The organism is Polaromonas sp. P4_F4 (assembly GCF_056401355.1).
On the sequence record NZ_JBFUJO010000014.1, the window covers coordinates 23627 to 50001 of the forward strand.

A 26375-nucleotide genomic window follows, 5' to 3' on the forward strand; every position below is an offset into this window, starting at 1 on the left:
GCGTCACTTCAGCGCGCATTGCGCGTGGTAGGCATCGGTCTGCCGGGTCAGCGGCGTTGCGACGAGCTTTCCGGCGACGTTGCTGCCGCTCTTGATGGTCTCGAACGCGTAGTAGTTCTGCACCGGCAGGTTGTTGTTGTTGAACGCGAACGGGCCGCGCACCGACTTGAACTCACTGCCGGCCGCCTTGACTGCGACGGCAAGCGCCTTGGCATCGCCGGCCTTGGCTTTGCCGAGCGCGATGTTCAGAATATTGGCCGCGTCGTAGGCCGTTGCCGCGTATTCGCTGGGAGTACGTTTGTACTTGCGCTCGAAGTCGGCGACGAATTTCTTGCTCTCCGGCGTGTCGAGCGCCGCGTCCCACATCGCACCGCTGACGCTGCCCACCGCTGCATCATGCAGGCCCGGCAAGGTCGTGCCATCAACAGTGAAGACGGAATACAGGGGCACCTTGGCCATCAGGCCGGCCTGGCTCATCTGCTTGATGAAGTTGACGCCCATGCCGCCAGGGTAGAACACAAACACCGCATCGGGCTTGGCTGACTGCAGTTGCGCGAGCTCGGCCGAGTAATCGGGCTGGTTCACCTGTGTGTAAACCTCGTCCACGATCTGGCCCTTGAAGTAGCGCTTGAAGCCGGTCATCATGTCCTTGCCGGCCTGGTAGTTGGGCGCCATCAGGTAGACCTTTTTCAGGCCCTTGTCCTGGGCAAACTTGCCCATGGCTTCGGCGGCGCCGTCGTTTTGCCAGGCGGCGGAAAACACATTGGCCTTGCAACCCGCACCGGCCAACGGTGACGGGCCGGCATTGGTGGCGATGGCCACGGTGCCCGACTCGACGATGCGCGGCAGGCTGGCCATCAGCACGTTGGAAAAACTCAGGCCCACGATGGCATCGACCTTGTCCTTGTCGATGAACTTGCGCACGATCTGGCTGCCGATTTCCGGCTTGAGCTGGTCGTCTTCCTTCAGTATGGTGGCGGGTTGACCGCCGAGCTTTCCGCCCAGTTGCCCGACTGCCAGCATGAACCCGTCGACCTGGTCCTGACCCACGATGGCCTGCGGGCCCGACAAGGGCGCCATGATGCCGATGGTGGCGGCTGCGGCGAGCTGGCTGGCGCCTGCAAGTGCCATACCCGCCAGGGCGGCGAGCGCGGTGCGGCGAATGGAAGTCGTGGGTGTCGTAGTCATGTTCTCTTGTCTCATGTTGTGTAGATAGGGTGAGGGAAGGATGGGGCTGCTGCGGGGTCAGTCAGACATCTGCACAAATACGCGCCCGCCTTCGATGCGCACGGGGTAGCTGCGAACATCCTCCGTGACCGGCGCACAGGTGCCACGGCCATTGCGCACGTCGAACTTGCCTTGATGCAGTGGGCATTCAATTTCATAGCCGTCAAGAAAGCCGTCGCACAGCCGCGCATGGCCGTGGGTACAAATGTTGTCGGTGGCAAAAATACTGCCTTCAACCTTGTAGAAGGCAATGTCCCGGCCGCCGACCTGCAGGCCGATCACATCGTCTTCGGGCACACCGTCTTCTTCGGTGGCGTCAATCCAGTTGGAATTGCTCATGGTTTAAATCGGGTAAATGATGGAATTCGGAATCATTTCGCTGTCGTACACGCAGTAGCGCGACGAGAACTTCAGACCTTCCGGCGTGCGCTCGATCACGTCGATGTAGCGGCCGACGTTGAAGACGGTCGATTCCTGCGACAGCTTGGTACGAAAGACCGCGTAGTTGGCCTCGGCCTCGAAACGGTTGTTGCCGGCCTTGTGGATCAGCGGCGCGCCGACGACGTGGCGCTGGTAGTAGGGGTCATGGAACAGCGTCTCGCGGATGCCATAGACGCGGTCTTTCAGCATGCCCTTGCTTTCAAAAAGCAGGGTGGCCAGCGGGAAGCCGCGTTCGTGGTTTTCACGCGGGATCAGCTTGTAGGTGCAATTTTCGGTGAAGAACTCGGGCCACAAATCCCAGTCGCCCGAATCGACCGCCCGGGCGTAATCGGCATACAACTGCGCGACCTGCAGGTAGTCTTCGAAATTAATGTTGACGACAGTACTCATTGGATAACCTCCGTGTTATGCGCTGCGGCATGCGCCCCGGGAGCAGTCCGGCGGTTCATTCGTCGGCCTCCATAACTTCGCGCCAGTATTGGTACATGCCGCGTATCAGTGTTTCGGTGACCATGTGGTCGGTGTCCTCGACCGTGCGTCCGCCCAATTCGGCCAGGGTGCGGTGGTAAGGCTTTTGCTCAAAGCCTTGCTGCGAGAACTCGATCACCTCGCCGTCGTCGGCCGACACGAAGCCGGCCGGGCCGAACAGGTTGGCCTGGCGCAAGCGGCGCTGCGTCATCTCTTCCGTGTCGTCCGCGAAGCCGAAATGCGTCCACACGAAATCGAAGGAGCCGTGGCCGTCGGGCTGGATGTGGCGCGTCGACACGCTGTTGACCTGCTGCTGCAGGATGACGCTGGGGAAAAGCGTCATCATCACCGCAGTCGGGCCGCCCCACCAGGGCTCGGGCACGATATCGAGGAAGCGCGGGTCGTTGAGCTCCATGCTCTCCTTGAAGCTGGACACCTGGGTGACCTGATCGGCCTTGCCCGACTGTCCACGCGTGGAAATCATGGCCGCGTGGCGGTGGCGTGCATCCATTTTCAGTTCGGACTTGTTGTCAGCGCGCCAGAGGCCGAAGGTGACAAACCAGGTGTGCAGCAGGCCGGGGTGGTACGGGTCCTTGATGTTCTCCTGCATCAGCTTCCAGTTGCCCGGAATACGCTGGCGGTTGTAGCCCAGGATCTTCAGCTCGCGGCCGTCGAAGAGTCGGTCGAAATAAGCAAGGATGACCGGTCCCAGGAAGTCTTCGAGCGATTCAATGTCGTGGTCGAAACTGGCAAACACCACGCCGCCGCGCGTCGCGACCTTGAGCTTGTTGAGGCCATGGTCGGTGGTCTTGAAGTCCGCCGGCATGCCGCCGTTGACCTTGCCGTCCTGCTTGACGCCGCGGCGAAACGGCACCCCCTGCAGATCGCCTTTCAGCGTGTAGCTCCACTGGTGGTACGGGCAGACAAACTCTTTTTTGTTGCCATGGCGTTCTCGGCAGAACTGCATGCCGCGGTGAGCGCAAACGTTCTCCACCACACTGATGCCGCCGTCGGCATCGCGCACCATGATCACCGAGCGCTCTCCGACCACCGTGCGCTTGAAGTCGCCGGCATTGGGGATCTCGGCATCAAGGCCGACGTAGTTCCAGTGTTTGGTGTAGAAGAAGCGTTCAAGCTCTTTCTTGTGCTGGTCCGGGTCGGTGTAAGCCATGAAGGGAATCCGGCTGGTGCCCTCGGATTCCCAATGGATCTTGATGGGAAAGGTTCCGGTGGATGCGGTGGTCGATGCAGTCATCGCTGTCTCCTTGGTTTCCGTTTTCCGTTGTCCGTTTTTCGTTTTTCCGCGCCTGCGTATCAGGCCTTCACCGCGACCGTGATGCCGGCCAGGCCCGCGATGTCGCCCTGCATCACATCGCCCGCAACCACGGCGTTCACGCCCTCGGGGGTGCCGGTCATGATGATGTCGCCGGGCTCCAGCGTTTCGTATTCGGACAGGTAGGCGATGCATTCCGAAACCGACCAGATCAGCTTGGCAATGTCCGACGACTGACGCGCGTCGCCATTGACGGTGACGCTGATGGCGCCTTCAACCACATGGCCGCTGTCGGCCACGCGTGACAGCGCGCCGACGGGCGCCGACAGCGCGAAGGACTTGCCGAACTCCCAGGGACGGCCCTTGTCGCGCGCGTCGAGTTGCAGGTCGCGGCGTGTCATGTCCAGGCCGACGCCGTAGCCGTAGACGTGGTCCAGCGCATCGGCCACAGCGATGTCGCGGCCGCCCTTGCCGATGGCGACGACGAGTTCAATTTCGTGGTGGAAGTTCTTCGTCTTCGGCGGATAGGGAATGCCGACGGGCGACGACGCATCAACAGCCGCGTTGGCCGGCTTCATGAAAAAGAACGGTGGGTCGCGATCAGGGTCTTTGCCCATCTCGCGCGCATGTGCGGCGTAGTTTCGGCCCACGCAAAAGATCCGGTTGACGGGGAAACGTTCGCTGATGCCTGCTATGGCGAGCGTGGGGATGGTGGCGGGTTCGATGGCGTAGTTCATGTGATGGATGTGATTGTGTTTTGTCGCAGAGTTGAAGAGTTTTCAGGCGCGGTGTTCGCGCCACAGGCCGAGGGCCTGCTGCACGGGTCGGTCTGAATAGCTGAAGAGCACGGTCTCGGGACCGGCGCGGAACTGGTGGCTGTGCCAGGACGGCACCACCAGCACGTCGTTTTCATCGAGGCGAACGGTCTTGCCTTCGACAGTCGCTTCGGCGCTGCCGCTCAGGCACACGTACACCGTGCCGTCGGTGCAGCGATAAGGCCGCGTCTCGAAGCCTGCGGGAATCAGCTGGGAGAATGCCGCGATTGTCGGCATCGGCGAGCGGCCGGTAGCCGGGTTGATGTAGCGCTGCTTGTGGCCGAAGTGCGCATCGGGCGTACCGGCGGCTATGGCTTGCAGTGAGGCCAGTGTGCGCTCCCATGGATAAACAAACACCTTGGTCGGCTCGGCCGGCTGCTGGTAGAAATCGACCGGGACCATATTGGAGCCGTAACGCGCCAGCGCATCGCCTTCCGGCCGGACGACGGCCTGGTAGTCGCTGTCGCTTTTCTCCGCAAATCCGGCATCGAGGAAGCGCACGATGGGAATGTCCAGGCCGTCGAGCCATACCACCGGCTGGTCGCCCAGGTTGCCGTGGTCGTGCCAGGTCCAGGCCGGCGTGATGATGAAGTCGCCGCGGCGCATCGTTGTGCGTTCGCCATCCACCGCGGTGTAGGCGCCCTCTCCGTCCAGCACCAGCCGCAACGCGGACTGCGTGTGGCGGTGGGCCGGCGCCACTTCGCCCGGCATGATGAGTTGCAGGCCGGCATACAGCGACTGCGTGATGCAGGACTGGCCGCGCAGCGCGGGGTTTTCCAGGATGAGCACGCGGCGCTCAGCCTCGGCCGCGCTGATCAGCGTGCCAGCCTCCATCACACGGTCGCGCACGTCGGCGTACTTCCACAGATGCGAAACCGCCGGCGACTTGGGCGAGTGCGGCACCAGCGCGCCCAGCACTTCCCAGAGCGGCGTCATGTTGTCGACGCCAATGCGGTCGTAATAGGCTTTGCGGCTCAGCTGGGATTCGAGGTCTAGATTTCTGGCGTTCATGGCGATTCCTGTTGATTGGTCAAGTGCCGCTGGCATAAAACGCGTCGGCATAAATTTGTTCGGCGAGCACGCCCATCTGGCGCACCAGCAAGGTGGTGGCCTCAACCATGGGCGGCGCGCCGCAGAGGTAGGCGCGAACGCCTTCGAGGCTGGACCAGTCCTGGGCGATGGCTTCTGTGACCAGGCCGGTGCGGCACCCGGGCGCCTGGCCAGACGTGACCACGACGTGCACATGCAGTTGCGGATGCTGGCGCTGAAGCTCTGCCAGCCATTCGCGGCCATAGATGTCGCGTTCCGAGCGAACACCGAAATAGAGATGGATGCTGTTGCGCATACCTTCGGCAATGACGCCGCGGATGATGGACAGGATAGGCGCGAGGCCAGTGCCGCCAGCCACGCACAGCATCGGCCCCTCATGCTTGCGACGCAGGTAGGCCGAGCCCAGCGGGCCGCTGACGCGCACCGCGTCGCCAACCTTCAGCGTGTTGGCGATGTAGCCGGTGACACGGCCATCGGGGACCAGGCGCACATGGAATTCCAGCTCATCCTCCGCACACAGGCCAGCCATCGAATAGGGCCGGATGTGGTCAGGCGTGAACTGAAGCTGCGCGTACTGGCCGGGTGAAAACCCGAGAGGCTTGGCGGCCTTCAGGCGGATTCGCTTGATGTCGTGGGTCTGGTCTTCTACCGCCACGACAGTGGCTTTGACGATTTTTGCCGCATGTACCACGACCTCGTCAGGTTCGGGGATTTCGACAGTGCAGGATTCGGTCAGAAAGGTCTGGCACGCCAGCACATAACGGTCTTCAGTCACCAGCGGGCGCTGCGCTTCTCGGCCCGAGTCGAGCACATGCCCCTCGACAACCTTGCAGCGGCAGGTGCCGCAACGCCCGGCCATGCAGCTGTACGACACCGGCACGTCGTTTGCGCGCAGGGCGTCCAGCAAATTGACGCCGGCGGTAACGCTCAGCGTGCGCTGGAGGGGGCGTACAAAAATTTCCATCAGGTCTTGTCTCGTGGAGAAATTGCTTTTTGCGACGACGGCGGAAACCGTGGTTGCTATGGCGGTGATCTTCAGTCGCGGGGCATAATCAGTCAATACAATGACATCAATGTTTGATATCATTTAAATCAATAATCATGTGCAGAACGTAGATCGGAGACGCAGATGGAACTCCAGGACATCGACCTGAACTTGCTGGTCATCTTCAACCAGTTGTTGACCGAAAGAAAAGTCTCGAAAGTCGCCGAGAACCTCGGCCTCGGGCAACCCGCTGTCAGCAACGCGCTGGCGCGCCTGCGCAAGCTTTTTGGCGACGAACTTTTCCTGCGCACGTCCAGTGGCATGCAGCCCACACCCTTCGCCGACCAGTTGGCCGAATCGATAGGCTACGCGTTGGGCATGATCCACGGCGCGGTCAACGCCAGGAACTCATTCGACCCTGCCACCAGCAAGCGGACCTTCTCCATCGGGATGACCGACATCGGCGAAATCTACTTCCTGCCCCTTTTGATGGAAAGGATCCAGAAGGTGGCGCCGGCCGTGTCGATCAGCACAGTACGCAATACCAGCGTTAACCTGAAGGACTCCATGGAGGCAGGCCATGTCGATCTGGCCATCGGACTGCTGCCCCAACTCAAGGCAGGCTTCTTCCAGCAGCGATTGTTCACTCAGCAATATGTCTGCATGTTCAGGCAGGGGCACCCGCTGGACAAGAAAAAAATCCTGCCGTCGGATTTTTTTGCGGCGGACCATGTCGCGATTGTTTCGGCAGGTACAGGCCACGGGATCGTCGATGAAATACTGGACAAAAATTCACCACAGCGGAAGGTGAGATTGACCGTACCGCATTTTGTGGCGGTGGGTCACATTCTTCAGTCAACAGAACTTGTGGCCACCGTGCCGGAACGCCTCGCAGAACGGATGGCAACACCTTTCAACCTGAAATACGTCGCACACCCCATCAAGCTTCCGCAGATTGCCATCAATCTGTTCTGGCATGCCAAGTACCACAAAGACCCCGCCAATCAGTGGTTGCGGAGCCTCATCTTCAACATGCATGCGGATGGGTAGTCAGGGGTAGTCGGCTTCATGGCCGAGTGGGTGCAAGCGGGTTCTCCGCACTTCCATACCTTTCCATTCAGCGGATGTCCGCGCAGACGTCCCGAACACACCCGCGCAGCCAACGGTGCGCCGGATCGGCATCCAGCCGCGGGTGCCAGAGCAATGACACCGTGATCTCCGGCGTGGCGACCGGAAGAGGAAAACTGTGCATTCCGGCGCGCAGGTTTCCGGTGTGTCGTTCGGGAACGGTGGCGATCAGGTCGGAGGCCCGGGCGAGCGCCAGCGCGGCCGCAAAACCACCGACGATGGTGGCGATCTCCCTTTGCAGCCCGAGCGGCGCCAAGGCTTCATCCACCGGCTCCGCGCCAAGACCCCGCCGCGAGACACCGATGTGCCTGCCGGCCGCATAACGGGCCGGCGTGATCTCGCCCTGGCTCAGCGGGTGCCCCGCTCGCACGACGCCAATAAAGCGGTCCCGGAATAAGGCCTGCACGCGCAGCTCCGGAGCCGTCGCCCTGCCCACCACGCCGGTTTCCAGATCGACGGTCCCGTCGCGAAGCGGCGTGCTGTCTTTGTCGAGCTTCTGCACGAAGCACAGCCGCACGCCGGGCGCTTCCTGGCCGACGCGGGCAATGAGGTCCGGCCCGAAGTTCTCCACAAAGCCTTCGCGGGTCCGCAGCGTGAAGGTTCGGACCAGCTTTTTGAGCTTGAGCCTCTCCACGGGGCGCAGAACCGCTTCCGCGTCCTGCACGAGCTGGCCGACCTGCTCGCGCAGTGCTATCGCCCGGGGCGTGGGAACGAGGCCGCGCCCAGCCCTGACCAGCAGCGGATCGCCCGTGGTCTCGCGCAACCGGGCCAGCGCCCGGCTCATCGCCGATGGGCTGAGCCGCAAGCGCCGGGCCGCGCGCGCAACGCTGCCTTCCGCGAGCAGCACATCGAGCGTGACCAGCAAGTTGAAATCGGGTGTCGCCATGCATCGACCATAGCGCAGTTTGACCGTGACATGGCGTCAAACGCACGAATAAAGTGTAAATGGTGCGCCTTCCGCTATGTCAGGCAAAGAACTACGCTTGCATATCAGCTCCATTTCGGAGTCGCCAGTAAACGGAGCAAAAAGCGGAGTTCATGTTGAAGTCAATCATTGCAGAACGGGATGAGGCAGTCGCCGGAAGTGAAAGCAAAAGTGAAAATTCGGAGCGGACACCTTCAGTTCAGTGGGCGCTCGCCAGCCTTTCGCTGTCCATGTTGCTGTCCTCGCTCGGCACCAGCATCGCCAATGTGGGCTTGCCGACCTTGGCACAGGCGTTCAACGCCTCCTTCCAGGAAGTCCAGTGGGTCGTCCTCGCGTATCTCCTCGCCATCACCACCCTGATCGTCAGCGTCGGACGGCTCGGTGACATCATCGGCCGGAGGCGGCTGCTGCTGGCCGGCATCTTCCTGTTTACGGTGGCCTCGGTCCTGTGCGGCATCGCGCCCACGCTCTGGCTGCTGATTGCCGCCCGGGCGGCACAGGGCCTCGGAGCAGCCGTCATGATGGCCCTCACCATGGCGTTTATCGGTGAGACGGTTACCAAGGCAAAGACCGGCAGCGCCATGGGCCTGCTCGGAACGATGTCCGCGATTGGCACCGCTCTCGGACCATCGCTTGGCGGCGTTCTGATCGCCGGACTCGGCTGGCAGGCCATCTTCCTCGTCAACGTACCGCTGGGTATCCTGACTTTTCTTCTCGCGCATCGCTACCTGCCCGCTGATCGCCGGGGGCCGAAGACTGGCAGCGTCGGTTTCGACCATGTGGGCACGCTGCTGCTGGCTCTGACGCTCGCGGCTTATGCACTCGCCATGACCATTCGTCATCAAGACGGGCGCGGCAGTTTTGGTCCGCTCAACATGGCGCTGCTGTTGGCGGCTGCCCTGGGCGTCGGGCTCTTCGTGCGCGCCGAGGCGAGAGCCGCATCCCCTTTGATCCGATTGGCAATATTCCGCGATCCAGGCTTAAGTGCAAGCCTCGCCATGAGCGCGCTCGTCTCGACGGTGATGATGGCAACGCTGGTGGTCGGGCCGTTCTATCTCTCCCGCGCGCTCGGGCTCAACGCGGCGCTTGTCGGACTCGTCTTGTCAGTTGGCCCGCTTGCCGCCGCGCTGTCCGGTGTGCCAGCTGGTCGCATGGCGGACCGTTTTGGCGCACAACGCATGACCATCGTTGGGCTCATCGCCGTAGCGGCCGGCTCCTTCGCGCTATCCATCGTGCCGGCAACGCCCGGCATCCCCGGTATCGCTGGCTATATCGCTCCCATGGTCGTCATCACCGTCGGCTATGCGCTGTTCATGACGGCCAACAACACCGCCGTCATGACGGATGTCCGCTCGGACCAGCGAGGCGTCATTTCCGGCATGCTCAGCCTGTCGCGCAATCTCGGGCTCATCACCGGTGCGTCCGTGATGGGTGCGGTGTTCGCACTCGCATCGGCAACGACCGACATCACAACGGCGCGTCCCGAGGCTGTTACCAGAGGTATGCAGATCACGTTCGCAGTCGCGGCAATTCTGATCGTCGTCGCGCTCGCCATCGCGGTTGGAACTTACCGCCGCACATGGCGCAATCGAGCACTTGCTCCAGGAGCAGCGTTGCAGGCGAACAAGAGAGATTCGGGATGACCTTGCGGCGCTTGAAGGCTTTGCTGATCAAGGTCCACGCCGATTTCATTGCAGGAGTCTATAACGCACGATCGCTCAAGCCAACTTGCGTGTAGATGTCGTTCACATGTTGCTTCACATGTTCTGGCGTCGTGTCATTTTCGGGCGCATGACGCCATCCGAGCGCATCGCGCGCGTAAGACCCCAGTTCTTCGTCGGTATCACCAGTAGAGCCGCTGATGCCGTACGCACCCACCAACTCGTCTCCGATAAAGACTGGCGCTGACCCACCAGAGGCGAATACTTGACCGTTGGTGAAGACGGATGCGTTGACCAGCATTTGTGGATTTCGCTCTTTGAACCATTTTTGAATCACTCGCCCGTCAGCAAAACGTGGACTCATGGACCTAAATGCGGCAACAGTGAACGCCTTGGCGCGCGCAGCGTCTGGCGTGATAAACCCGGCCTTGTCCATGCGTTCGAGTGCGATCAGGTGCCCTTCAGGGCCGACAACTGCAACAGCTACATCTACTCCAAGTTCGGCTGCGCGCTCCGAGACAATTTGCATAAACTTTCGGCATTCGGAAATCAATAGTTTGGCCATGTGGGAGTTTGCTTTACTTCAATATGAAAATATTTATTGGGCGCTTGTCATCACCACGCCGTCGCCTTAACCGGTTGACTGGGAACGACAAAAAACATTAAACGGGATGCAAACCCTTTTCTCCAAGAGTCTTCCTGGACTCGCTGGTATGCAGAAAATCAATCAGCGCTTGTAAACCTTGCTTGCGCTTCGATCTGGAAAACATGGCTGCGCTGTAAGTCATGGTTTTTTCAAACTCCGGTGGAAGGTCAAGAACCTGAATTCCCGGTATCGGCAGCAGCTCACTAATTTGTTGAATCCCTATGGCTGCATCGCCTCTGGCGACAATCGAGGCGACCGGTTCACCCGGAGCAGGTGCAATTCGTTTTGCAAGGATGGGTTCTGCGACTCCGTATCGTTCGAGCACCTTCACAAAGTGGATACCGCTGGAGCCTGCGCTATATGAGATCGTTGGCAGATCCAGCAGGACTTCAATCAGTTTCTTCGCGGTACCAATATCTGGTCTGGGTGAGTGCAATGCAAAGGCAGCACCACTGCGTGACGTTGCAAAATTCGATCGTGATTGACTGGTTAATGTGTTTGATTCAATAAGCCGGTCCGACAACTCTTCTGGGCCTATGAAGATGTCTGCTTCCAGGCCAGTCATCTCCCTTTGAGACAGGATCGATGCGCCGACATAGGTGATATTTACGGTCAAGCCGGTTTCACTCAAGAATCGCGGGATGATTTCGATGAGCGCCTCCTTGGCCGACAGCGTGCTGAGAACTACCAACGCCCCAGGAGGACCAGCTCGAGACCCGGTCTGGCTTTTTCTTTTTTGACTACCCACTTTGGGTCTTGCCTTCCGCATGTTCATTAAAAGTGGTGATCCGATCAGCCAAGTCTGGTGAACTGCCTCAAACAACCATTGGCGTCAACGCTCCATCCATCGTGACCAGTGCGCCCGTAACATAGCTTGCGCAGTCAGACGCAAGAAAGAGTGCCGTATTTGCGATTTCTTCAGGACGCGCATATCGTCCCAACGGAATGCGCGCTTCATTGGCCTTGAGCAGGTCCTCCTGGGACTTTCCTGTGAGACGAGATTCCGCTTCCAGAGACATCTGGACCCGGTCTGTGTAGGTGGCACCAGGATTGATGGCGTTGACACGGATCCCGTGACTACCCCACGCATTGGCCAGTCCTGCAGATACGAGCATGAGCGCTGCATTAGCAGCTCCGCCGGGCAGATGCATGGCGCTGGCGACCTTGCCGCCTGTGCCAATAATGTTGACGATTGCGCCCTTCTTTCGACTAACCATCGACTTCATCACAGCATCCATTGCGTGGATGTAAGTGAAATATTTTGCATCCATTGCTGCGCGCCAGGCCTGTGCGTTGAGCTCCGAGGGGATGACTCGCTTTGCCCCCCCTGCAGAATTGATCAGCACGTCAACGGGACCGAGGATTGTTTCAATTTCCGCCACGGCAGCGAGCGCACTTTGAGGGTCTGCGAGGTCGGCGACAACTGGGCGCACCTGGACGCCATTTTTAGCCAGCGTGGCGACAGCTGCCGCCAGGTTTTCTTCACTGCGCGAAACAATAGCGACACGTGCGCCTTCAAGGCCGAAGGCACGCGCGCACGCGAGTCCTATGCCTTTGCTTCCACCAGTGATGACGACTATTTTGTCGCGAAGATTCAGTTCCATGGATTACCTTTTCTTTATTCCGGACAGAAGTTCACTCTGCCTTGATATTTGCATCTTTGACGACTTTTCCCCAGCGAGCAAGGTCGGCGCGAAGCACACTCGCCATTTGCTCCGGAGAACTCGAGTTCACTTCAACGCCCTGCTTGGCGAATATGGCTTGCACGTCAGGCATAGCCAAGATTCGCCGGATTGCGGCGTTTGCCTTATCCACAATTGGCTTGGGTGTGTTGGCCGGCATCACGAAGCCTGACCAGATGTCGACCGAAAACCCAGGTATGGTTTCTGCGACAGTTGGCACGTTAGGCAGCGCCGCATACCGCTTGATACCAGTTCCCGCCAGAAGGCGTAGCTTTCCAGACTCAATGTGCGGGAGCAGTGAATTGGCTTGACCAATGAATATGGGTACGAGTCCACCGAGAACGTCAGGTAGTGCTGCCTGCGCGCCTTTGTAGGGCACATGGACAATGTCCAGACCCGCCATGCTCTTCAACAACTCCGTGGAGAAGTTCTGTGGCGACCCCATGCCCGCTGATGCATAGGTCAGACGACCCGGTTGCGCCTTGGCCATGGCAACCAGCTCTTGAACGTTCTTGACTTGGAGCGATTGGTGAACGACAAGCAGGTTTTGCACTGAGATGGCAAGACCCAGGGGAGTGAAGCTTTTCACAGGGTCATACGATAGCTTCTGCAGCAGCGGCGAAAAGACGAGAACGCTGTTGGGAGCGACCAGCCAGGTGTATCCATCGGCTGGGGCATGCGCAACCGCCTGCGCGCCGATGGCTCCACCCGCACCGGCGAGGTTCTCAACAACGACCGGTTGACCCCACATCTCCTGCAGCTTTTGCCCGACCGTTCGCGCAAGCAGGTCAGGGCTACCACCGGGAGTAAACGGGACAACGATCTTGATGACCTTGTTGGGAAAGGCCCCCTGAGCACTTGCTTGACCAGCAATCACACCGAAGACGACCATCGTGGCGATCGCAAGAAATTTCGAAATTTTCATGTCTTTAATGCGAGTGGGATTAATGGGATTAGACCGACGCGGCGCGTTCGACCTCGGGGTTGTGCACAGCAATAGGAACCCCCTCGATATACGCCAATATTTGTCGGAATGCGTTTCCGTAGGCGAACTCGTGGTTATCCTTCTCGACGTAACCAATGTGCGGCGTACATATTGCATTCGGAAGCGTCAAAAGAGGGTCGTTCGCGCCAAACACGGGCTCCTTCTCGAAGACATCGATAGCGGCCATACCTGGACGTCCACTCTTGAGCGCGGTAGCCAGGACGCCCGGGGCAATGAGCTCAGCGCGACTGGTGTTCACAAGCAGCGCGGTGGGCTTCATCTGCGCGAGGTCTTCTGCTGTGACGCTCCCCCTTGTTTCGGCATTGAGCCGGACATGCAACGAGAGAACGTCAGCGCGCTGGAAGAAATCGGTTCGGCTGGATGCCACTTGCAGGCCGTCATCTTTCGCTGACTGGAGGCTGCCGCCCCGACCCCAGACCAGGACCTTCATCTCAAAAGCCACCGCGTATCGCGCAAGGACCTTGCCAATACGTCCGTATCCAAGGATGCCGAGCGTTCGCCCCCTGAGGCCCAGGCCAATAGTCGATTGCCATTGACCTTTCTTGAGGGCCTCTACCTCAAAGGGTATATGACGCATCGCCGCGATCATCAAGCCCCAGGTCAGCTCCGCAGCCGCGTAAGACGGTTTGTCTGTCAGCGTCGCACTCACCAGCACGCCATGGCGAGTGCAGGCTTTCAGATCGATGTGCGGAACATGCCCGTTTTGGCTGATGATCTTGAGCTTGGGGAGGCGCTGGAGCAGTTCTTCCCCAACGACTGTTCTCTCCCTTAGCAGTACAAGGGCTTCAATGTCCTGCAGGCATTGCGCCAGCGTTTCTACATCACCGACGTAATCCGTGTAGACAGTTACTTCGTGACCATTCAACAGCTGGAATGCGTCAAGTTTGCGAACGGTATCCGCATAATCGTCGAGTACAGCGATTCTCATGGCTGTAGCTTTCAAGCGTTACTGGGCAGGTCAGCCACGGGCATGCCTTCATCGATAAGGCGGCATTTGCGCTCTTCGGCAGCATGCTTTTTGCGGGCCAGCTCGAGAACTTCCCGCGCTCTTTCCCGTGGAACGAAGCACACACCTGTTTCGTCCGCCAGAACGATGTCACCTGGAGAGACGCGGATGCCGTCGATGTTGATATCACCGTTGATTTCCACGGTCTCGATACGCCATTTGCCGGTCACCGGGGTCACTTCAGTAGCCCAGACCGGGTAGTCGACGCTTCTGGAGTGCGCAACGTCACGGACGCCACCGCTGACGATTGCGCCGACTTCCCCTTGGCGCTTGCCGGTCTGCGCGGAGATGCCCCCCATGTTGGAAACACCCGCGACGCCATCGATCACCACGACATCGCCCGGCAGGGCCAGGTTATGCGCCTCGAACTCGGCCATTTTGTTGACTTTCGCACGAGCCGCTTCATAGGGGTGCTGACGCAACGCGATGTTTCGGACGGTCAAGGCGGGGCCAACCATTCGGGCGCCTTTGATGGTCGGAGCGAATCTGGTAGCCGAAGCAACGCCAGTGATGCCGAGTTCATCCATGATGTCGGAGAGGATGCCGCTGGCGTCACCCAGAGAACGGAAGCCCTCAATCAGGTCGGCTTCAGGTCTCGGAACCTCCATCAGGCGGATTCGGTCGGCAGAAATTTTTCCGGTGAGTTTTTTTGTAGTCATAGGGTTTCCATCATGTTGAGATCACGTTTTGATGGTCGTGTGTGGCTGCGTTTGATGATGCAGGCCTCGATAATAGGTATGCCGCACCCGACCGTCCAATGCATAATTGGACGCACCATGATTCAAAATTGGTATTGATATGGATCTACGTCAACTCGCGTGCTTTGTGGCCGTCGCCGAGGAACTCAACTTCAGCCGCGCCGCCCTTCGGATGCACATCTCTCAGCCGCCGCTGAGCCGTCAGATTGCACGTCTCGAATCTGAACTGAACGTGCGGCTATTGGATCGCTCGCCTCAGGCCGTGACGCTTACGGCAGGTGGTCTCGGCCTGCTGCCAGAAGCCAGGCGAATTCTTCGGCTAGCTGCTGCTGCACCGGAGACTGCCAGGCGTGCCGCGCGAGGTGAAACCGGCACCCTGAAAATTGGATTTGTTGGCTCAACGATTTACACCTCCGTCCCGGCGCTGGTCGGGCGGTTTCGCCAGCTTTACCCGGGGGTCGATGTCACGTTGCTACAGCTGACCGTTGCCAAGCAGGTAGATATGCTGCTGTCAGGCGACCTTGATGTTGGGTTTATTCGCCAGTCCATCAGCAACCCTCACCTGAGAACACTGAGTCTGTTCAAAGAGCCCTTTATTGCAGCGCTGCCTGCTTACCATCCGCTGTCTGCCAAACCAACCGTAAATCTGCGAGAACTCGAGAATGAGAACTTCGTGTCATTCAACCGACATGAGGCGCCCGCCATCTACGAGCACCTCATGCGCATGTGTGAGGTTGCCGGGTTCACGCCACGAATCGCCCTCGAGGCGCATCCCATGTCCACCGTCATTGGCCTGGTCGCCTCCGGCGCGGGAGTCTCCATCGTCCCCCAATCGATGCACAGACTGCACATCCTGAACGTGGCGTACCGAAAACTCACAGGAACCCGCGCGAGCAGCGAATTCTTTCTTGCGTGGCGCCGTGGCGACGAGTCTTCTATCTTGAAGAATTTCCTGGACGTGGAGCGCACCAATCCTGTCAAAGTGGAAAAACTAACACCTTCAAACCTGGGGCAACCTCGCTGAGATTCCCGCTTCGATGGCCATCGAAGAATCAATACCAAAATTGAATTGTGATCCTCCCCAATATGCATTGGACGGACTAAAGACAAAATCCTAGACTGGCCGCTCCAAACACCAATGGAGCACCGAAGTCAATGGAAACCCTGCAGCAAGCGCCCACCAGCAAGGCCATCAGCACAAGCGAAGCTGCCACGCGCGTCAATCTCGCGGCCCTCTACCGGCTCGCCGTAAAGTATGGCTGGGACAGTCATATCTTCAATCACATCGCGGCACGCGTACCTGGTGAAGAATGCTTTCTCGTCAAGCCCCATTCACTACTGTTCACAGAAGTCCGGGCATCGAATCTTTTGAAGTTGCGCCTTGACGGATCACCGATGGACGAGTCATCCGATGTGAACGCTGCCGGCTTCACAATTCACACCGCCGTACTTAACTCCCGGCCGGATATCAATTACACGCTGCACGTGCATACCAATGCGGGGGTCGCGATGTCTGCACAAAAACAGGTGTTGCTTCCCTTCTACCAGCGGTCGATGGTCTTTTACAACCGGGTTTCGTATCACGACTTCGAGGGTATTGCCAATGATATTGATGAAGCAACTCGTGTCTCAAGAGATTTGGGACCGCGAAACAAGACACTGATCATGAGAAATCACGGTCTTCTTACTGCAGGGGAAACCGCATCGGAGTCGTTGACGCTAATGCGCTATCTGGTTGAATCGTGCGAAATTCAAATGATGCTCCAGCAAGGCGGCAGTGAAATCAACATACCGTCCCACGAAGTCTGCGAGCACACAGCGCAGCAGTATGAACACATTCAGCGAAAGGTTGAGAAAGAGGAGTGGGCAGCCTATTTGCGAGCCGCCGACGCCCTCGACCCATCCTACAGGGGCTAACGGGCGATGGATACGACCCGTTCCACTGTTCTCGCATGTCTCTGTGCTGTGGGAGCCATTGCATTTTCCGCTGCATCATCAGCACAGTCATTCCCGAACAAACCCATCCGGATCATCGTTCCGTATGCGCCAGGCGGCATCGTCGACATCGTCGCACGCGCGGTCAGTTCCAGATTAGCCGATAAAACGCGACAAGCTGTCGTCGTTGACAACCGGCCTGGCGCGGCCGGCGCCGTCGCCATGGATCTGGTCAAACAGGCGCCGGCGGACGGCTACACGCTAGTACTGGCAGATCCAGCGCTGGTCATCAATCCAGTCATTCAGCCCAAGTTGTCGTATCGAATCACGCGAGATCTGCAGCCCGTCTCAGCGTTTGCCACTACTGGCCTCATTCTTGCGGTCCATCCCTCTGTTCCTGCCAGCGACGTCGCCGGGCTTATCCGGTACTCAAGGCAAAGCTCCTCTGGTCTGAACTTTTCATCCCCAGGCATCGGAACCGTACCGCACATGGCGGGTGAACTTTTTAACGTCCGGAGCGGAATCAGCTCGGTGCATGTTCCATACAAAGGCGGTAGTGCGGCAATTGCTGATGTTCTGAGCGGTCAGATTCAAATGGTGTTCTTCACGCCATCTGTGATCCTCCCCTTTATTCAGCAGGGACGTGTCAGAGGACTTGCATACACCGGATCGCGCCGGTCGCTGGTAGCACCTGAACTGCCTACGATGGCGGAAGCAGGTGTTTCGGACTTCGAGGCGAACGTGTGGCTGATTTTTGCTGCGGGAGCAAAGACGCCCCAACCAGTCATCGAGCAGCTGAGTCGATTCCTGTCAGAGATTGCTCGCCAGGAGGACATTCGAGCCTTACTGGCCAAGTCAGACATCCAGCTCATTGGCGGCTCCCCGGAAGAAGCCACGCGCATGATTGAGGCAGATGAAAAGCGCTGGCATGCCATTGTGAAGTCAAACAACATCAAACCAGAATGAAAAAAGTCAAAGCGGTGCTTCCAACCCAATTTCGGAAGGAACTTGAGGGCAACTTACCGGACTGGTTGGAGCCAAATTGGTTTTCGTCGCGCGATGAAGGGTTTTTAGCTTGCCGGGATTCTGAAATCGGGTGGCTGGATTTGCCAAGCAGAGCCGACATGTCGGAGCTTATCCAGGCTGCAACTTCACTGCGTTGGTTTAACACCCAGTACGTCGGTTTGGACCAGCTTCCAGTACAGACGCTTCAGACCAGAAATGTCATCGTAACGAATGGCGCCGGACTCAATGCAATCACGATCTCCGAGTACGTGGTCATGGGGATGCTCACCATCGCAAAGGGGTACCGCGACGTGGTACACGCTCAAGAACGTCACGAATGGCTCACGAAGGCACCTGGCGTGATCGAGCTTGCAGGCACCCGTGCATTGGTTATCGGCTATGGCGCGATTGGCCAATTGGTCGCGCGAAAGCTCTCGGCACTAGACGTCGACGTTTCAGTGGTCCGCAGGTCGGGTGGTGGGGAGTCGGATACGCTTGGCCCTGACGAATGGCGCAAGCGCCTTGGTGAGTTCGACTGGGTCATCCTCGCGGTTCCCTCAACGCCCGAAACTTTAAAAATGATCAGTGCGGACGAGTTGGCCTCCATGAAACCAACAGCGGTGCTCATCAACGTCGCCCGAGGAAATGTCATCGATCAGGAGGCTCTTGTTATCGCCTTGCGGGAAGGTGTCTTGGGCGGAGCATTCCTGGACGTGACCACGCCCGAGCCTCTACCCCCAACGCATGAACTTTGGACACTCAAGAATGCCCACGTGTCCATGCACCTTTCGGGGCGCTCTCAAAACCGTATGGCCGATCGGGTCTCTCGACGCTTCCTCGACAACTTACGCCGATATGCGGATGGCACAAGATTGCAGAATGTTGTGGACCTGGTAAGAGGGTACTAAGCGAGATAGGTCAGGTTTGCCTATCGTACAGGGAGCAGTCCAAGAGTCGCTGCAGCGAGACCGCTCAGGTACCTGCCAACGCGCGCCCGATCTTCTCGATCCCGGCTTGTCCACAGGCAGCATCCTTGTCCCCGCCTGGCGCGCCAGAAATGCCAACAGCACCGACCAGGTCGCGACCCGCCAGAACAGGCATCCCACCTTCTGCCAACGTCATGTTCTCGAGTTGAAGAATACTGGCGCCGGCGGGATTCGTTAGAACACGCTTTCCATACTCGCCAGACGGCTGTCGAGAAACAAACGCAGTATGGGCCTTGCGCAAGCTGTGTTCAATGGTATGCAGGGCAGCTCCGTCATCGTGCAAAACCACCGCAGTTCTGCCGGCACCGTCAAGAACGGTAACAGTCACCCGAAAACCATCTTTGCGACAGTACTCGAGTGCTGCAGTTGCCAGCTCCTGAGCTGCATTCAGTGACAGCGTTCGCGTACCTATCAGGGTTTGTGAATGGGCAGACAGTGCAGAGACAGCGGCCAGGGCCGTGATCGCAATTTTTAGTAGTTTCATGGGTCTCCTTTCAGTGGGTTTAATTCGGCTATTCAAACGATCTCAGGCTGCTCCCGAGGTCTCCTCAAGTCCTTGCGTGAAACGCAAAATCTGATCCAGAGTGTTTGATCCGGTCTGATTCGGGGGTAACACATCCCACAACTCCGAATTCGGCATGAGCTCGTGGATCGTCCATGCCGATGACGCGGTGTGGTCATGATCCTTTCCCGACATGACCAGCGCAGGAACATTGATGCCCGTCAGCTGATCCGCAGTCGCACCTGAAGGCATGCAATCGGGGAAAAGTGCGTCCCTGGTGCGTTCGATGATTTCGACATAGTGGTCAACGTCCTGCCGGATAAATGACGCCGAAAAATCAGAATCTCTGGAAAGAGGGGCAGCCCATGGGCCGCTCTCGGGATCAGCCCAGAAATTTCCCTGCTCCGCTGCGCGTTTTGGCACCGCCGAAAGACCTTCAGAAAGCACAAAGTCGATGTGCCTGTTCATCAACGCATGGCCACGCTTCATCCATCGGTAGCCGCCGACAGGCCAATGCAGGAGCAATCCCTTGCAAACACCCGGATATTGCGCCGCGAACGCACCGACAAGTGATGCGCCCATACAGCCACCCATCACATATGCCGACTTGACACCGGCGAAATCGAGTAACCCCTTCGCCTCTTCAACATACAGATCCCAAGTAAGGGGCTCAACACGCCCACCGGACAGCCCCGCTTCGCGTCGGTCGTAGGCGATGAGAGTGAAATACCTGGCAAGAGTTTCCAGTCCGTCCATTTCCTTCCAGGCATTTCGACCTTCCTGCGCAGTCCACTTCCCTATGACGGAGTTGAAACCGCCAGGCGCGAAGAGGAGCAAGGGTGGCCCATTGCCTTTAATCAGGTAGTTGACTTTGATTCCATTGATCGTTGTAAAAGGCATGTCTAATCCTATTGACTACTCAAACGCAAACGCAAACGCAAACTCAAACTGGCTCCAAACCCCTGGTCCGCAGTACGGCGAGCGCAGCGTCGGAGCAAAGGAATCGGAGAAAGGCCTGTGCAAGGCCTGATTGTTTTGTCTTTGAAAACTCAGTGCCCCCGTACATCAGGGCGTGCTGAAACTCTGGAGGAAGACCAAGCACGTGGATGCCGCGAACAGGCAACAATTCACTGAGCTGTTGAATTCCCACTTCGGCCGCTCCGCGCGCAACAACATCTCCCACAAGTTCACCGGTACCAGGCGTTACGCGCTTGGCGGCAACTGCGTCTGCAATGCCGTATCGCCCCAGGGCTTTCTCGAAATGAATCCCACTCACCCCGGCGCTGTAGCAAACCGACCGGGCCGCCCGCAATAACCTGACAAATTTTTCGCCAGAACTGATGTCAGGCTTGGGAGAATCAACCGAAACACCCATGCCGCTGCTGGAGCGAGCAAAGTTTGTTCGACCGCTCTGCATCAATACGCCTCTTGATGCCAGTTGCTCAGAGAACTCTTCAGGACCAATGAACAGATCCGCTTCGGTACCACTGAACAGCTGCCTGGAGAGGACGGATCCTCCTCCATAGCTAATCTCGACCGTGTATCCAGTGTCTTCTTCGAACTTTGGGACGAGTTCGATAAGCGCTTCCCTGACAGACAAGGTGCTGATGACCGTCAAGTTGTGACCAGTCTCAGTTGAAACTTCAGTCGAAAGAGCCGGCTGGGTTTGCGTCATAAGTTGTCACTCCGCAACTTTTGGCGCATAAACAGCCCGATCATATTGATGGCCGATAACAGGCTCGGGCGCATCAACGACATAATTCGAAAGCGTTCCGACACCTTCAATATACATTTCGATCTGGTCACCAGCTTTCAGCCACAAGGGTGGTACTCGTGCAGCACCGACCCCCGATGGAGTACCCGTCGCAATAATGTCGCCTGGTTGGAGCCCCACCGTGTGAGACACAAGAGAAATCAGCATGGGTACGTCAAAAACCAGGTCAGTGGTCGTTGAGTCCTGCACAGTCACACCGTTGACGCGCGTACCAATGCGCAGGCCCTCCGCACCAGCCGGCAGTTCGTCTGCCGTAACCAGCTCAGGGCCTAACGCACCGCTTTTCGGAAAGTTTTTACCGAGCGATACGTTGTTGTAACGACCCTGGAAGTCGCGCACCGATCCTTCGTTCATGATCGTGTATCCCGCGACATAATTCAACGCGTCTTCGATGGACACATATCGGCCTTCGCGACCGATAACTACCGCGAGCTCAACCTCGTAGTCCAACTCAACTGAGTTCGCCGGGCGCTCCAACGCCTGCTGGTGGGCGGAGAACGCAGACAACGTCTTGATGAAGCAACTGGGCTCTTTTGGAAACGGCCGCCCCCTCTCCCGGATGTGTTCCGCATAGTTGCTGCCTACACAGGTGATGCAGGTTGGTTCATTCAGGCGCAGGTACGTGACGGACTCAGGATCCACGAACGCAGCCTCTGGCGCCGCGTCAACGGCATGTTTCGCCGCCGTCAGGCCCTTCTCGCCAAGCGCCAGAAGTTCCGTCAATCCACCATTCCAGCCCATGGCAGTCAACGACAGATCTACGTACTGGTTTCCCTTCCGCACGACAACGAAGCGTCGACCATGTTTTGCGACGTATGCAAGTTTCATTTTTTACCTCAAAGTTTCAGCACAAGCATCAGCGAAGTACACGCACTCACTCTGCCCGTATTCCTGATTTTTTCAGCCAGGGAATCCAGAAGTCGAAATCACGATCCAACTTCGCCTTGAATCCAACGTCATCCCGTGGACTGACATAGCCGATGTTGGCCAATTGCTTTGAAACATCAGCTTGTTTGACAACCTCGTCAAAGGCCTTCACGAGCCTTTGCTTCACCTCAGGAGCAAGGCCTTTGGGAGCCATGACGCCAACCCACGTCGTCATTTGCAAATCTGGCATGCCTTGCTCAGCTGAGGTAGGTACGTTTGGCAGCAGCGGAGAGCGTTTTGTGTCGAAGATGGCGAGTCCCTGGAGGCGACCATCCTTCACATAGGGCTGAAGTAGTGTGACGTCAGCATTGACAATATCAACATTTCCAGCGAGCAGGTCCATAAGGGCTGGAGCCGCGCCCCGGTATGGAATGTTGGTCATGGAAACCTGCGCAGCACGCGTGAATATTTCCGCGCCGAGGTGCATTGTGCCGGCCACACCATTTGAACCATAGCTGAGTTTTCCGTCCTTGGCTTTCGCTGCGAGCTCTCGCAAATTGTTCACTCGAAGCGAGGGACGCGCTGCAAGCATGGTCTGGGCCTCCCCAAAGTAATAAATCGGCTCAAGATCTTTTCGGGGGTCATAAGGGAGATTTGACATCGAACCTGCCGTGAGTACGTAGCTGAACGTCGTAATTAGCAATGTCTCGCCATCTGCCGGCGCCTTGGCAACAAAGTTGGATGCAATGGTTCCACCTGCACCACCGCGATAATCCACAATGACCGGCTTCCCAAGAGCTGCGCTAAGGCCCGGCAGCACGGTCCGGGCAATCCGATCCTGGGGGCCACCGGCCGTAGCCGAAGCGATGAGCTTGATCGTATCGCCGGCGTTCGCACTAAAGCTGACCAGGGCGACAAGCCACGCCAAGACTCCCGTCAATAGAAAATTGTTTTTCAATGTTGGCTCCTATTTATGTTTATGAATCCGCCCATAGCTGCTGCGGGCAAGGCTGACGGGTAAAGACTTCGAAAACTACGGCCGCGTCGCCTCAAGGAAAGACGTGTCGACGAACTCGCGCATATCGAATTTGCGAGTCGCCTCGATCTGCCGCGCATCCTTCAGCGCCTGGAACACTCGGGTTAGCCCAGGAACTGACAAGCTGACGTCGAGAATCTGGTACTTCTCGGTTTCTGCGAGCGCCCTTTTTGCGAGTGCCAAATCTGTACGCAACTCTTGAGCTGCAATCTGAGCTGCCTCGTCGGGATGGCTAACCATGTAGGCCTGGGCATCGCGCATCGCGCGCAAGAATGCCGACACTGCCCGCTGATTCTGTTTTGCCCAGGGGTAATTCGCGTTGACTGTGGTGAACTGCCAATCCGGCACAATCTGAAGCAACGGTCCAAGGTTGGTGAATCCGGCCGCCTCAGCTTGATAGCTCAGCGGAAACGGCTGAAGCGCCGCATCGATCTTCCCGGCTTTCAGCAAGTCCCACCGCGCAGGCGCGCCACCTACAGCCGTTACTTTGAACGAACTTTCCGGTACGCCAGCCGCCCTGGCGATGTCCGCCAAGAGGTAGGTAGTTCCTTCTTCATTGGAGTAGACGCCGAAGTGAGCGCCCTGAAGCTGGGCCATCGTTCGGATCTGCGGCTTTGCGATGATGAAGTGAGGCAGCTTTCCAGCGTTGCCCCCCACGATACGCACACTGCTTTGCGCCTTCGACGAGTCAACAATGACAGATTCCGGCGGGGAAATTGAAAGCTGGTAATCACCAGAACGAAGCTTTGAGTTCAAGTCCTCTGCGTTCGGGGTGAGCTGCAGAGTAAATTCATAGCCATCAATCTTCAAAAGCCCTTTTCGCTCTGCGACCCACGCCGGCATATTGAAAAGAGTCCGCGACACGAGTGCTACCTTGACGACTTGCGTGTTCTCGGCTGGACGAGCGACTGTGGTGATGCAAGCGCACAAGACAGAGAGTAGGCAAAGGATGTGGCGTTTCATTTTTGGCCTCAGATGCAAAGCAAAGTAGTGGACTGACTGCGCGATGTTAGAAACCTCAATGCATGTTGTCTAATGCATAGTTAGTGCATGCAAGATTCAAGATAGGTATCGTTCTGGAAAATGAAGAGCTGACCGGCGCATTTGAATTTGGCAGAGGAAGAAATAAAAAAAGCACTCCGGAGAGTGCTTTTTCTTTGGTCATTTTTCGGCGACGTGCATGCGCGAAGACCAAGATCTGATCAAGACGCTGCCGGGCGCCGCCTTCTGGATTTCGGATGCTGTGATGCCTGCGGCGCCACCATGAAGTCGACGAAACCTTGTGCCGCCGGGGAGAGCGAAACGCCTGCTCGTTGCACGAGTGAAACCTCCCGGTCGATCAGCGGGTTCTCCACACGGTGCCAGCCGATCCGCGCCGGGTCTGTCAGCTTCACTGCGTAGCCGGGGAGGATGGCGACGCCGAGCCCTGCGTCGACCATTCCGATGAGGGAGCCCGCATAGTTAGCCTCCCTCGCGGGCTTCAGTATCAGCCCGGCAGCCGCGAAGCCGGCTTCGGTGAGATCGCGGAACACGCTGCCACGGCTCAATGCGAGCACCGGCTCCTGCGCGACGTCCGCCCAGGTCAACTGCTGCAGGCGGCTGAACGCATGCCCAGCGGGGAATGCGGCCACCATGGCTTCCGAGAAGAGCAAGGTACGCCTGACGTCGACTTCATCCGACGCGAATGTGCCGATACCAACGTCGGCCGCACCGCCACGCACCAGCGGCAGAACCTGGCTGGGCAGCGTGTCCTGGAGAACGACCTCAATGCCCGGGTACTTCGCAAAGAAGGCCGCAAGCAGCGGCGGAAGATAGGTGCTGGACAGAAGCAGTGGAGCAGCCACCACCACGCGCCCGCGCTCCCTCGCCATGAGCTTGTCCACACCTGAAATCGCCGAGTCAAGGTCAGCGAGGATACGCTCCGCCCGAGGGAAGAGGTCGCTTCCCACCACCGTCAGGGTGACGGCTCGGGTAGTCCGGTCGAACAGCCGGCTCTCGATAGCTCCTTCGAATTCGCGCACAAGCAAGCTGAGAGCCGATTGCGTGAGGTGCATCGCCTGCGCGGCCCGGGTGAAGCTGCCAAGCCGGGCGACCAGGACGAAGGCTTGGATCTGGCGAAGAGTGACATTCATGAGCGGAGCCTATCATTTGATTAGAAAGTCTCGTTTGAAATATAGCCCTTTTGATCTTCTAATCACTACCAGTGCAGGGCGGTAAAGACCCGATCTGTACCTATAACAGAAAGACCAGAGACATGAAACGCCGTGAACTTCTCGCCTCCGTGCCGGCGCTTGCTGTCGGCACCTTGCCGCCATGGGCCGCAGCGCAGTCTGCCTATCCGAGCGCGCCCGTGAAGGTGCTGGTGGGTTTTCCTCCAGGTACAGCAACTGACGCGGCGGTGCGCACCTTGGTAGAGCAGATGTCCAGGCGCCTGGGCCAGCCCTTCATCGTGGACAACAAGTCTGGCGGGGGCAGCAACATCGCCGCCAAGGCAGTGGCCACGGCCAAGCCCGATGGCTACACCCTCTTCGCGATCACGATCGCCAACATCATCAACGGCGCGTTCCCGGGCGCCAATGCGGTTGACCCATTGAAAGAGTTCAAGCCGATCACGCTGATCGGGAACGTTCCCAATGTCCTGGTGGTTCATCCCTCGCTGAAGGTCACGAGCGTTGCCGAGCTCATTGCGCTCGCAAAGGCCAAGCCCGGCTCCCTGACCTATGCATCATCCGGCGTCGGAACCTCCCCTCATCTGTCGGGTGAACAGTTCGCGCTCATGGCCAACGTCAAGATGGTCCACGTCCCGTATAGGGGGAGCACGCCTGCGGTGACAGACCTGCTTGGCGGCCAGGTGCAGCTCATGTTCTCACCGGCTTCGACCGTGCTGCCGCACGTCCGGGCGAACAAGTTGGTAGCGCTGGCCGTCACCACCCTTACCAGGACGTCAAGCGCGCCAGAACTCTACACGCTCGACGAACTGGGGCTGAAGGGTTTTAACACCTCTGTGTGGATGGGACTGGTGGCCCCGGCCCAGACACCATCCAGTGTCATCAGCAAGCTGCGCGCCACGGCCCACGCGGCGCTCGATTCAAGCGAGGTCCAGGCGATCTACAAGGCGCAGGCAATCGACACGCTCAAAACCAGCGATGAAGAGCTGTCCCGCTTCCTGCAGAACGAGGTGGCGCGGTGGTCGAAGTTCATTAAACAGGCAGACATCAAGCCCGAGTAAGACAAGCTTTTTTTTCAAAAGGAATACAGA

Annotated in this window: 28 protein-coding genes; 7 read left to right on the forward strand and 21 right to left on the reverse strand. The window is 58.3% G+C overall.

From position 1 onward, the window contains the following. Positions 1–3: 3 nt before the first annotated feature. The 7 genes from AC1DUR_RS15360 to AC1DUR_RS15390 are packed head-to-tail and all read right to left on the reverse strand — an operon-like array spanning position 4 to position 6238. Positions 4–1188, reverse strand: coding sequence for an ABC transporter substrate-binding protein (locus AC1DUR_RS15360; RefSeq protein WP_477719836.1), 1185 nt, complete (start codon positions 1186–1188; stop codon positions 4–6). Positions 1189–1245: 57 nt separating this feature from the next. Beyond that, positions 1246–1566: a non-heme iron oxygenase ferredoxin subunit gene (locus AC1DUR_RS15365; RefSeq protein WP_477719837.1), complete on the reverse strand. Its 321-nt coding sequence runs from the start codon at positions 1564–1566 to the stop codon at positions 1246–1248. A gap of 3 nt (positions 1567–1569) precedes the next feature. Continuing rightward, complete coding sequence (locus AC1DUR_RS15370) at positions 1570–2058, reverse strand: aromatic-ring-hydroxylating dioxygenase subunit beta (protein ID WP_477721726.1); 489 nt, start codon at positions 2056–2058, stop codon at positions 1570–1572. 55 nt (positions 2059–2113) lie between these two features. Next, positions 2114–3391: an aromatic ring-hydroxylating dioxygenase subunit alpha gene (locus tag AC1DUR_RS15375; RefSeq protein ID WP_477721727.1), complete on the reverse strand. Its 1278-nt coding sequence runs from the start codon at positions 3389–3391 to the stop codon at positions 2114–2116. 59 nt (positions 3392–3450) lie between these two features. Then, a complete protein-coding gene (locus tag AC1DUR_RS15380) occupies positions 3451–4146 on the reverse strand; it encodes a fumarylacetoacetate hydrolase family protein (RefSeq protein WP_477721728.1) in 696 nt (231 codons plus the stop codon). A 42-nt stretch (positions 4147–4188) separates the two neighbouring features. Beyond that, the gene (gene gtdA / locus AC1DUR_RS15385; protein WP_477721729.1) at positions 4189–5235 is read right to left on the reverse strand and encodes a gentisate 1,2-dioxygenase; all 1047 of its coding nucleotides are present in this window, start codon (positions 5233–5235) and stop codon (positions 4189–4191) included. A gap of 19 nt (positions 5236–5254) precedes the next feature. Further along, a complete protein-coding gene (locus AC1DUR_RS15390; protein ID WP_477721730.1) occupies positions 5255–6238 on the reverse strand; it encodes a 2Fe-2S iron-sulfur cluster-binding protein in 984 nt (327 codons plus the stop codon). Positions 6239–6403: 165 nt separating this feature from the next. Between AC1DUR_RS15390 and AC1DUR_RS15395 the strand changes: the two genes are divergently transcribed. Beyond that, entirely contained in the window at positions 6404–7309 is a 906-nt protein-coding gene (locus tag AC1DUR_RS15395; protein WP_477721731.1) for a LysR family transcriptional regulator, read from the forward strand. A gap of 67 nt (positions 7310–7376) precedes the next feature. Here the strand turns inward: AC1DUR_RS15395 and AC1DUR_RS15400 are convergent, their stop codons facing one another. Beyond that, entirely contained in the window at positions 7377–8273 is an 897-nt protein-coding gene (locus tag AC1DUR_RS15400) for a LysR family transcriptional regulator (protein ID WP_477721732.1), read from the reverse strand. A 152-nt stretch (positions 8274–8425) separates the two neighbouring features. On the opposite strand from AC1DUR_RS15400, the gene AC1DUR_RS15405 reads away from it, so the two are divergent. After that, the gene (locus tag AC1DUR_RS15405) at positions 8426–9955 is read left to right on the forward strand and encodes an MFS transporter (protein WP_477721733.1); all 1530 of its coding nucleotides are present in this window, start codon (positions 8426–8428) and stop codon (positions 9953–9955) included. 58 nt (positions 9956–10013) lie between these two features. Here AC1DUR_RS15405 and AC1DUR_RS15410 read toward each other — a convergent pair whose 3' ends face one another. The 6 genes from AC1DUR_RS15410 to AC1DUR_RS15435 form a co-directional block, all read right to left on the reverse strand. Further along, on the reverse strand, positions 10014–10538 hold the full coding sequence (locus tag AC1DUR_RS15410; protein ID WP_477721734.1) for a GlcG/HbpS family heme-binding protein: 525 nt from the start codon (positions 10536–10538) through the stop codon (positions 10014–10016). 97 nt (positions 10539–10635) lie between these two features. After that, complete coding sequence (locus tag AC1DUR_RS15415; RefSeq protein ID WP_477721735.1) at positions 10636–11394, reverse strand: substrate-binding domain-containing protein; 759 nt, start codon at positions 11392–11394, stop codon at positions 10636–10638. A gap of 40 nt (positions 11395–11434) precedes the next feature. Continuing rightward, a complete protein-coding gene (locus AC1DUR_RS15420) occupies positions 11435–12223 on the reverse strand; it encodes an SDR family oxidoreductase (RefSeq protein ID WP_477721736.1) in 789 nt (262 codons plus the stop codon). 31 nt (positions 12224–12254) lie between these two features. Beyond that, complete coding sequence (locus tag AC1DUR_RS15425) at positions 12255–13226, reverse strand: Bug family tripartite tricarboxylate transporter substrate binding protein (protein WP_477721737.1); 972 nt, start codon at positions 13224–13226, stop codon at positions 12255–12257. Between the two features lie 28 nt (positions 13227–13254). Further along, complete coding sequence (locus AC1DUR_RS15430; protein WP_477721738.1) at positions 13255–14235, reverse strand: D-2-hydroxyacid dehydrogenase family protein; 981 nt, start codon at positions 14233–14235, stop codon at positions 13255–13257. Between the two features lie 11 nt (positions 14236–14246). Then, on the reverse strand, positions 14247–14972 hold the full coding sequence (locus AC1DUR_RS15435) for an RraA family protein (protein ID WP_477721739.1): 726 nt from the start codon (positions 14970–14972) through the stop codon (positions 14247–14249). Between the two features lie 139 nt (positions 14973–15111). Here AC1DUR_RS15435 and AC1DUR_RS15440 point away from each other — a divergent pair, with 139 nt between their 5' ends. The 4 genes from AC1DUR_RS15440 (at position 15112) to AC1DUR_RS15455 (ending at position 18859) form a co-directional block, all read left to right on the forward strand. Then, positions 15112–16035 (forward strand): LysR family transcriptional regulator, encoded by a 924-nt coding sequence (locus AC1DUR_RS15440; protein ID WP_477721740.1) that lies wholly within the window; start codon positions 15112–15114, stop codon positions 16033–16035. A 131-nt stretch (positions 16036–16166) separates the two neighbouring features. Then, on the forward strand, positions 16167–16928 hold the full coding sequence (locus AC1DUR_RS15445) for a class II aldolase/adducin family protein (RefSeq protein WP_477721741.1): 762 nt from the start codon (positions 16167–16169) through the stop codon (positions 16926–16928). A 6-nt stretch (positions 16929–16934) separates the two neighbouring features. Continuing rightward, positions 16935–17912, forward strand: coding sequence for a tripartite tricarboxylate transporter substrate binding protein (locus AC1DUR_RS15450; protein WP_477721742.1), 978 nt, complete (start codon positions 16935–16937; stop codon positions 17910–17912). Then, positions 17909–18859: a D-2-hydroxyacid dehydrogenase gene (locus tag AC1DUR_RS15455; protein ID WP_477721743.1), complete on the forward strand. Its 951-nt coding sequence runs from the start codon at positions 17909–17911 to the stop codon at positions 18857–18859. Before AC1DUR_RS15450 ends, AC1DUR_RS15455 begins: the two co-directional genes overlap by 4 nt. A gap of 64 nt (positions 18860–18923) precedes the next feature. Here the strand turns inward: AC1DUR_RS15455 and AC1DUR_RS15460 are convergent, their stop codons facing one another. The 7 genes from AC1DUR_RS15460 to AC1DUR_RS15490 form a co-directional block, all read right to left on the reverse strand. Then, a complete protein-coding gene (locus AC1DUR_RS15460) occupies positions 18924–19421 on the reverse strand; it encodes a GlcG/HbpS family heme-binding protein (protein ID WP_477719856.1) in 498 nt (165 codons plus the stop codon). Between the two features lie 42 nt (positions 19422–19463). After that, entirely contained in the window at positions 19464–20339 is an 876-nt protein-coding gene (locus tag AC1DUR_RS15465; protein ID WP_477719857.1) for an alpha/beta fold hydrolase, read from the reverse strand. A gap of 43 nt (positions 20340–20382) precedes the next feature. Beyond that, positions 20383–21114: a molybdate ABC transporter substrate-binding protein gene (locus tag AC1DUR_RS15470; protein WP_477719858.1), complete on the reverse strand. Its 732-nt coding sequence runs from the start codon at positions 21112–21114 to the stop codon at positions 20383–20385. Positions 21115–21120: 6 nt separating this feature from the next. After that, positions 21121–22041, reverse strand: a complete 921-nt coding sequence (locus AC1DUR_RS15475) for a fumarylacetoacetate hydrolase family protein (protein ID WP_477719859.1) — start codon at positions 22039–22041, stop codon at positions 21121–21123. A 46-nt stretch (positions 22042–22087) separates the two neighbouring features. Further along, entirely contained in the window at positions 22088–23038 is a 951-nt protein-coding gene (locus AC1DUR_RS15480; RefSeq protein WP_477719860.1) for a Bug family tripartite tricarboxylate transporter substrate binding protein, read from the reverse strand. Between the two features lie 75 nt (positions 23039–23113). Beyond that, positions 23114–24079 (reverse strand): ABC transporter substrate-binding protein, encoded by a 966-nt coding sequence (locus tag AC1DUR_RS15485; protein ID WP_477719861.1) that lies wholly within the window; start codon positions 24077–24079, stop codon positions 23114–23116. Positions 24080–24318: 239 nt separating this feature from the next. Further along, entirely contained in the window at positions 24319–25248 is a 930-nt protein-coding gene (locus tag AC1DUR_RS15490) for a LysR family transcriptional regulator (protein ID WP_477719862.1), read from the reverse strand. Positions 25249–25370: 122 nt separating this feature from the next. Between AC1DUR_RS15490 and AC1DUR_RS15495 the strand changes: the two genes are divergently transcribed. Then, complete coding sequence (locus AC1DUR_RS15495) at positions 25371–26345, forward strand: tripartite tricarboxylate transporter substrate binding protein (RefSeq protein WP_477719863.1); 975 nt, start codon at positions 25371–25373, stop codon at positions 26343–26345. Positions 26346–26375 lie beyond the last annotated feature (30 nt).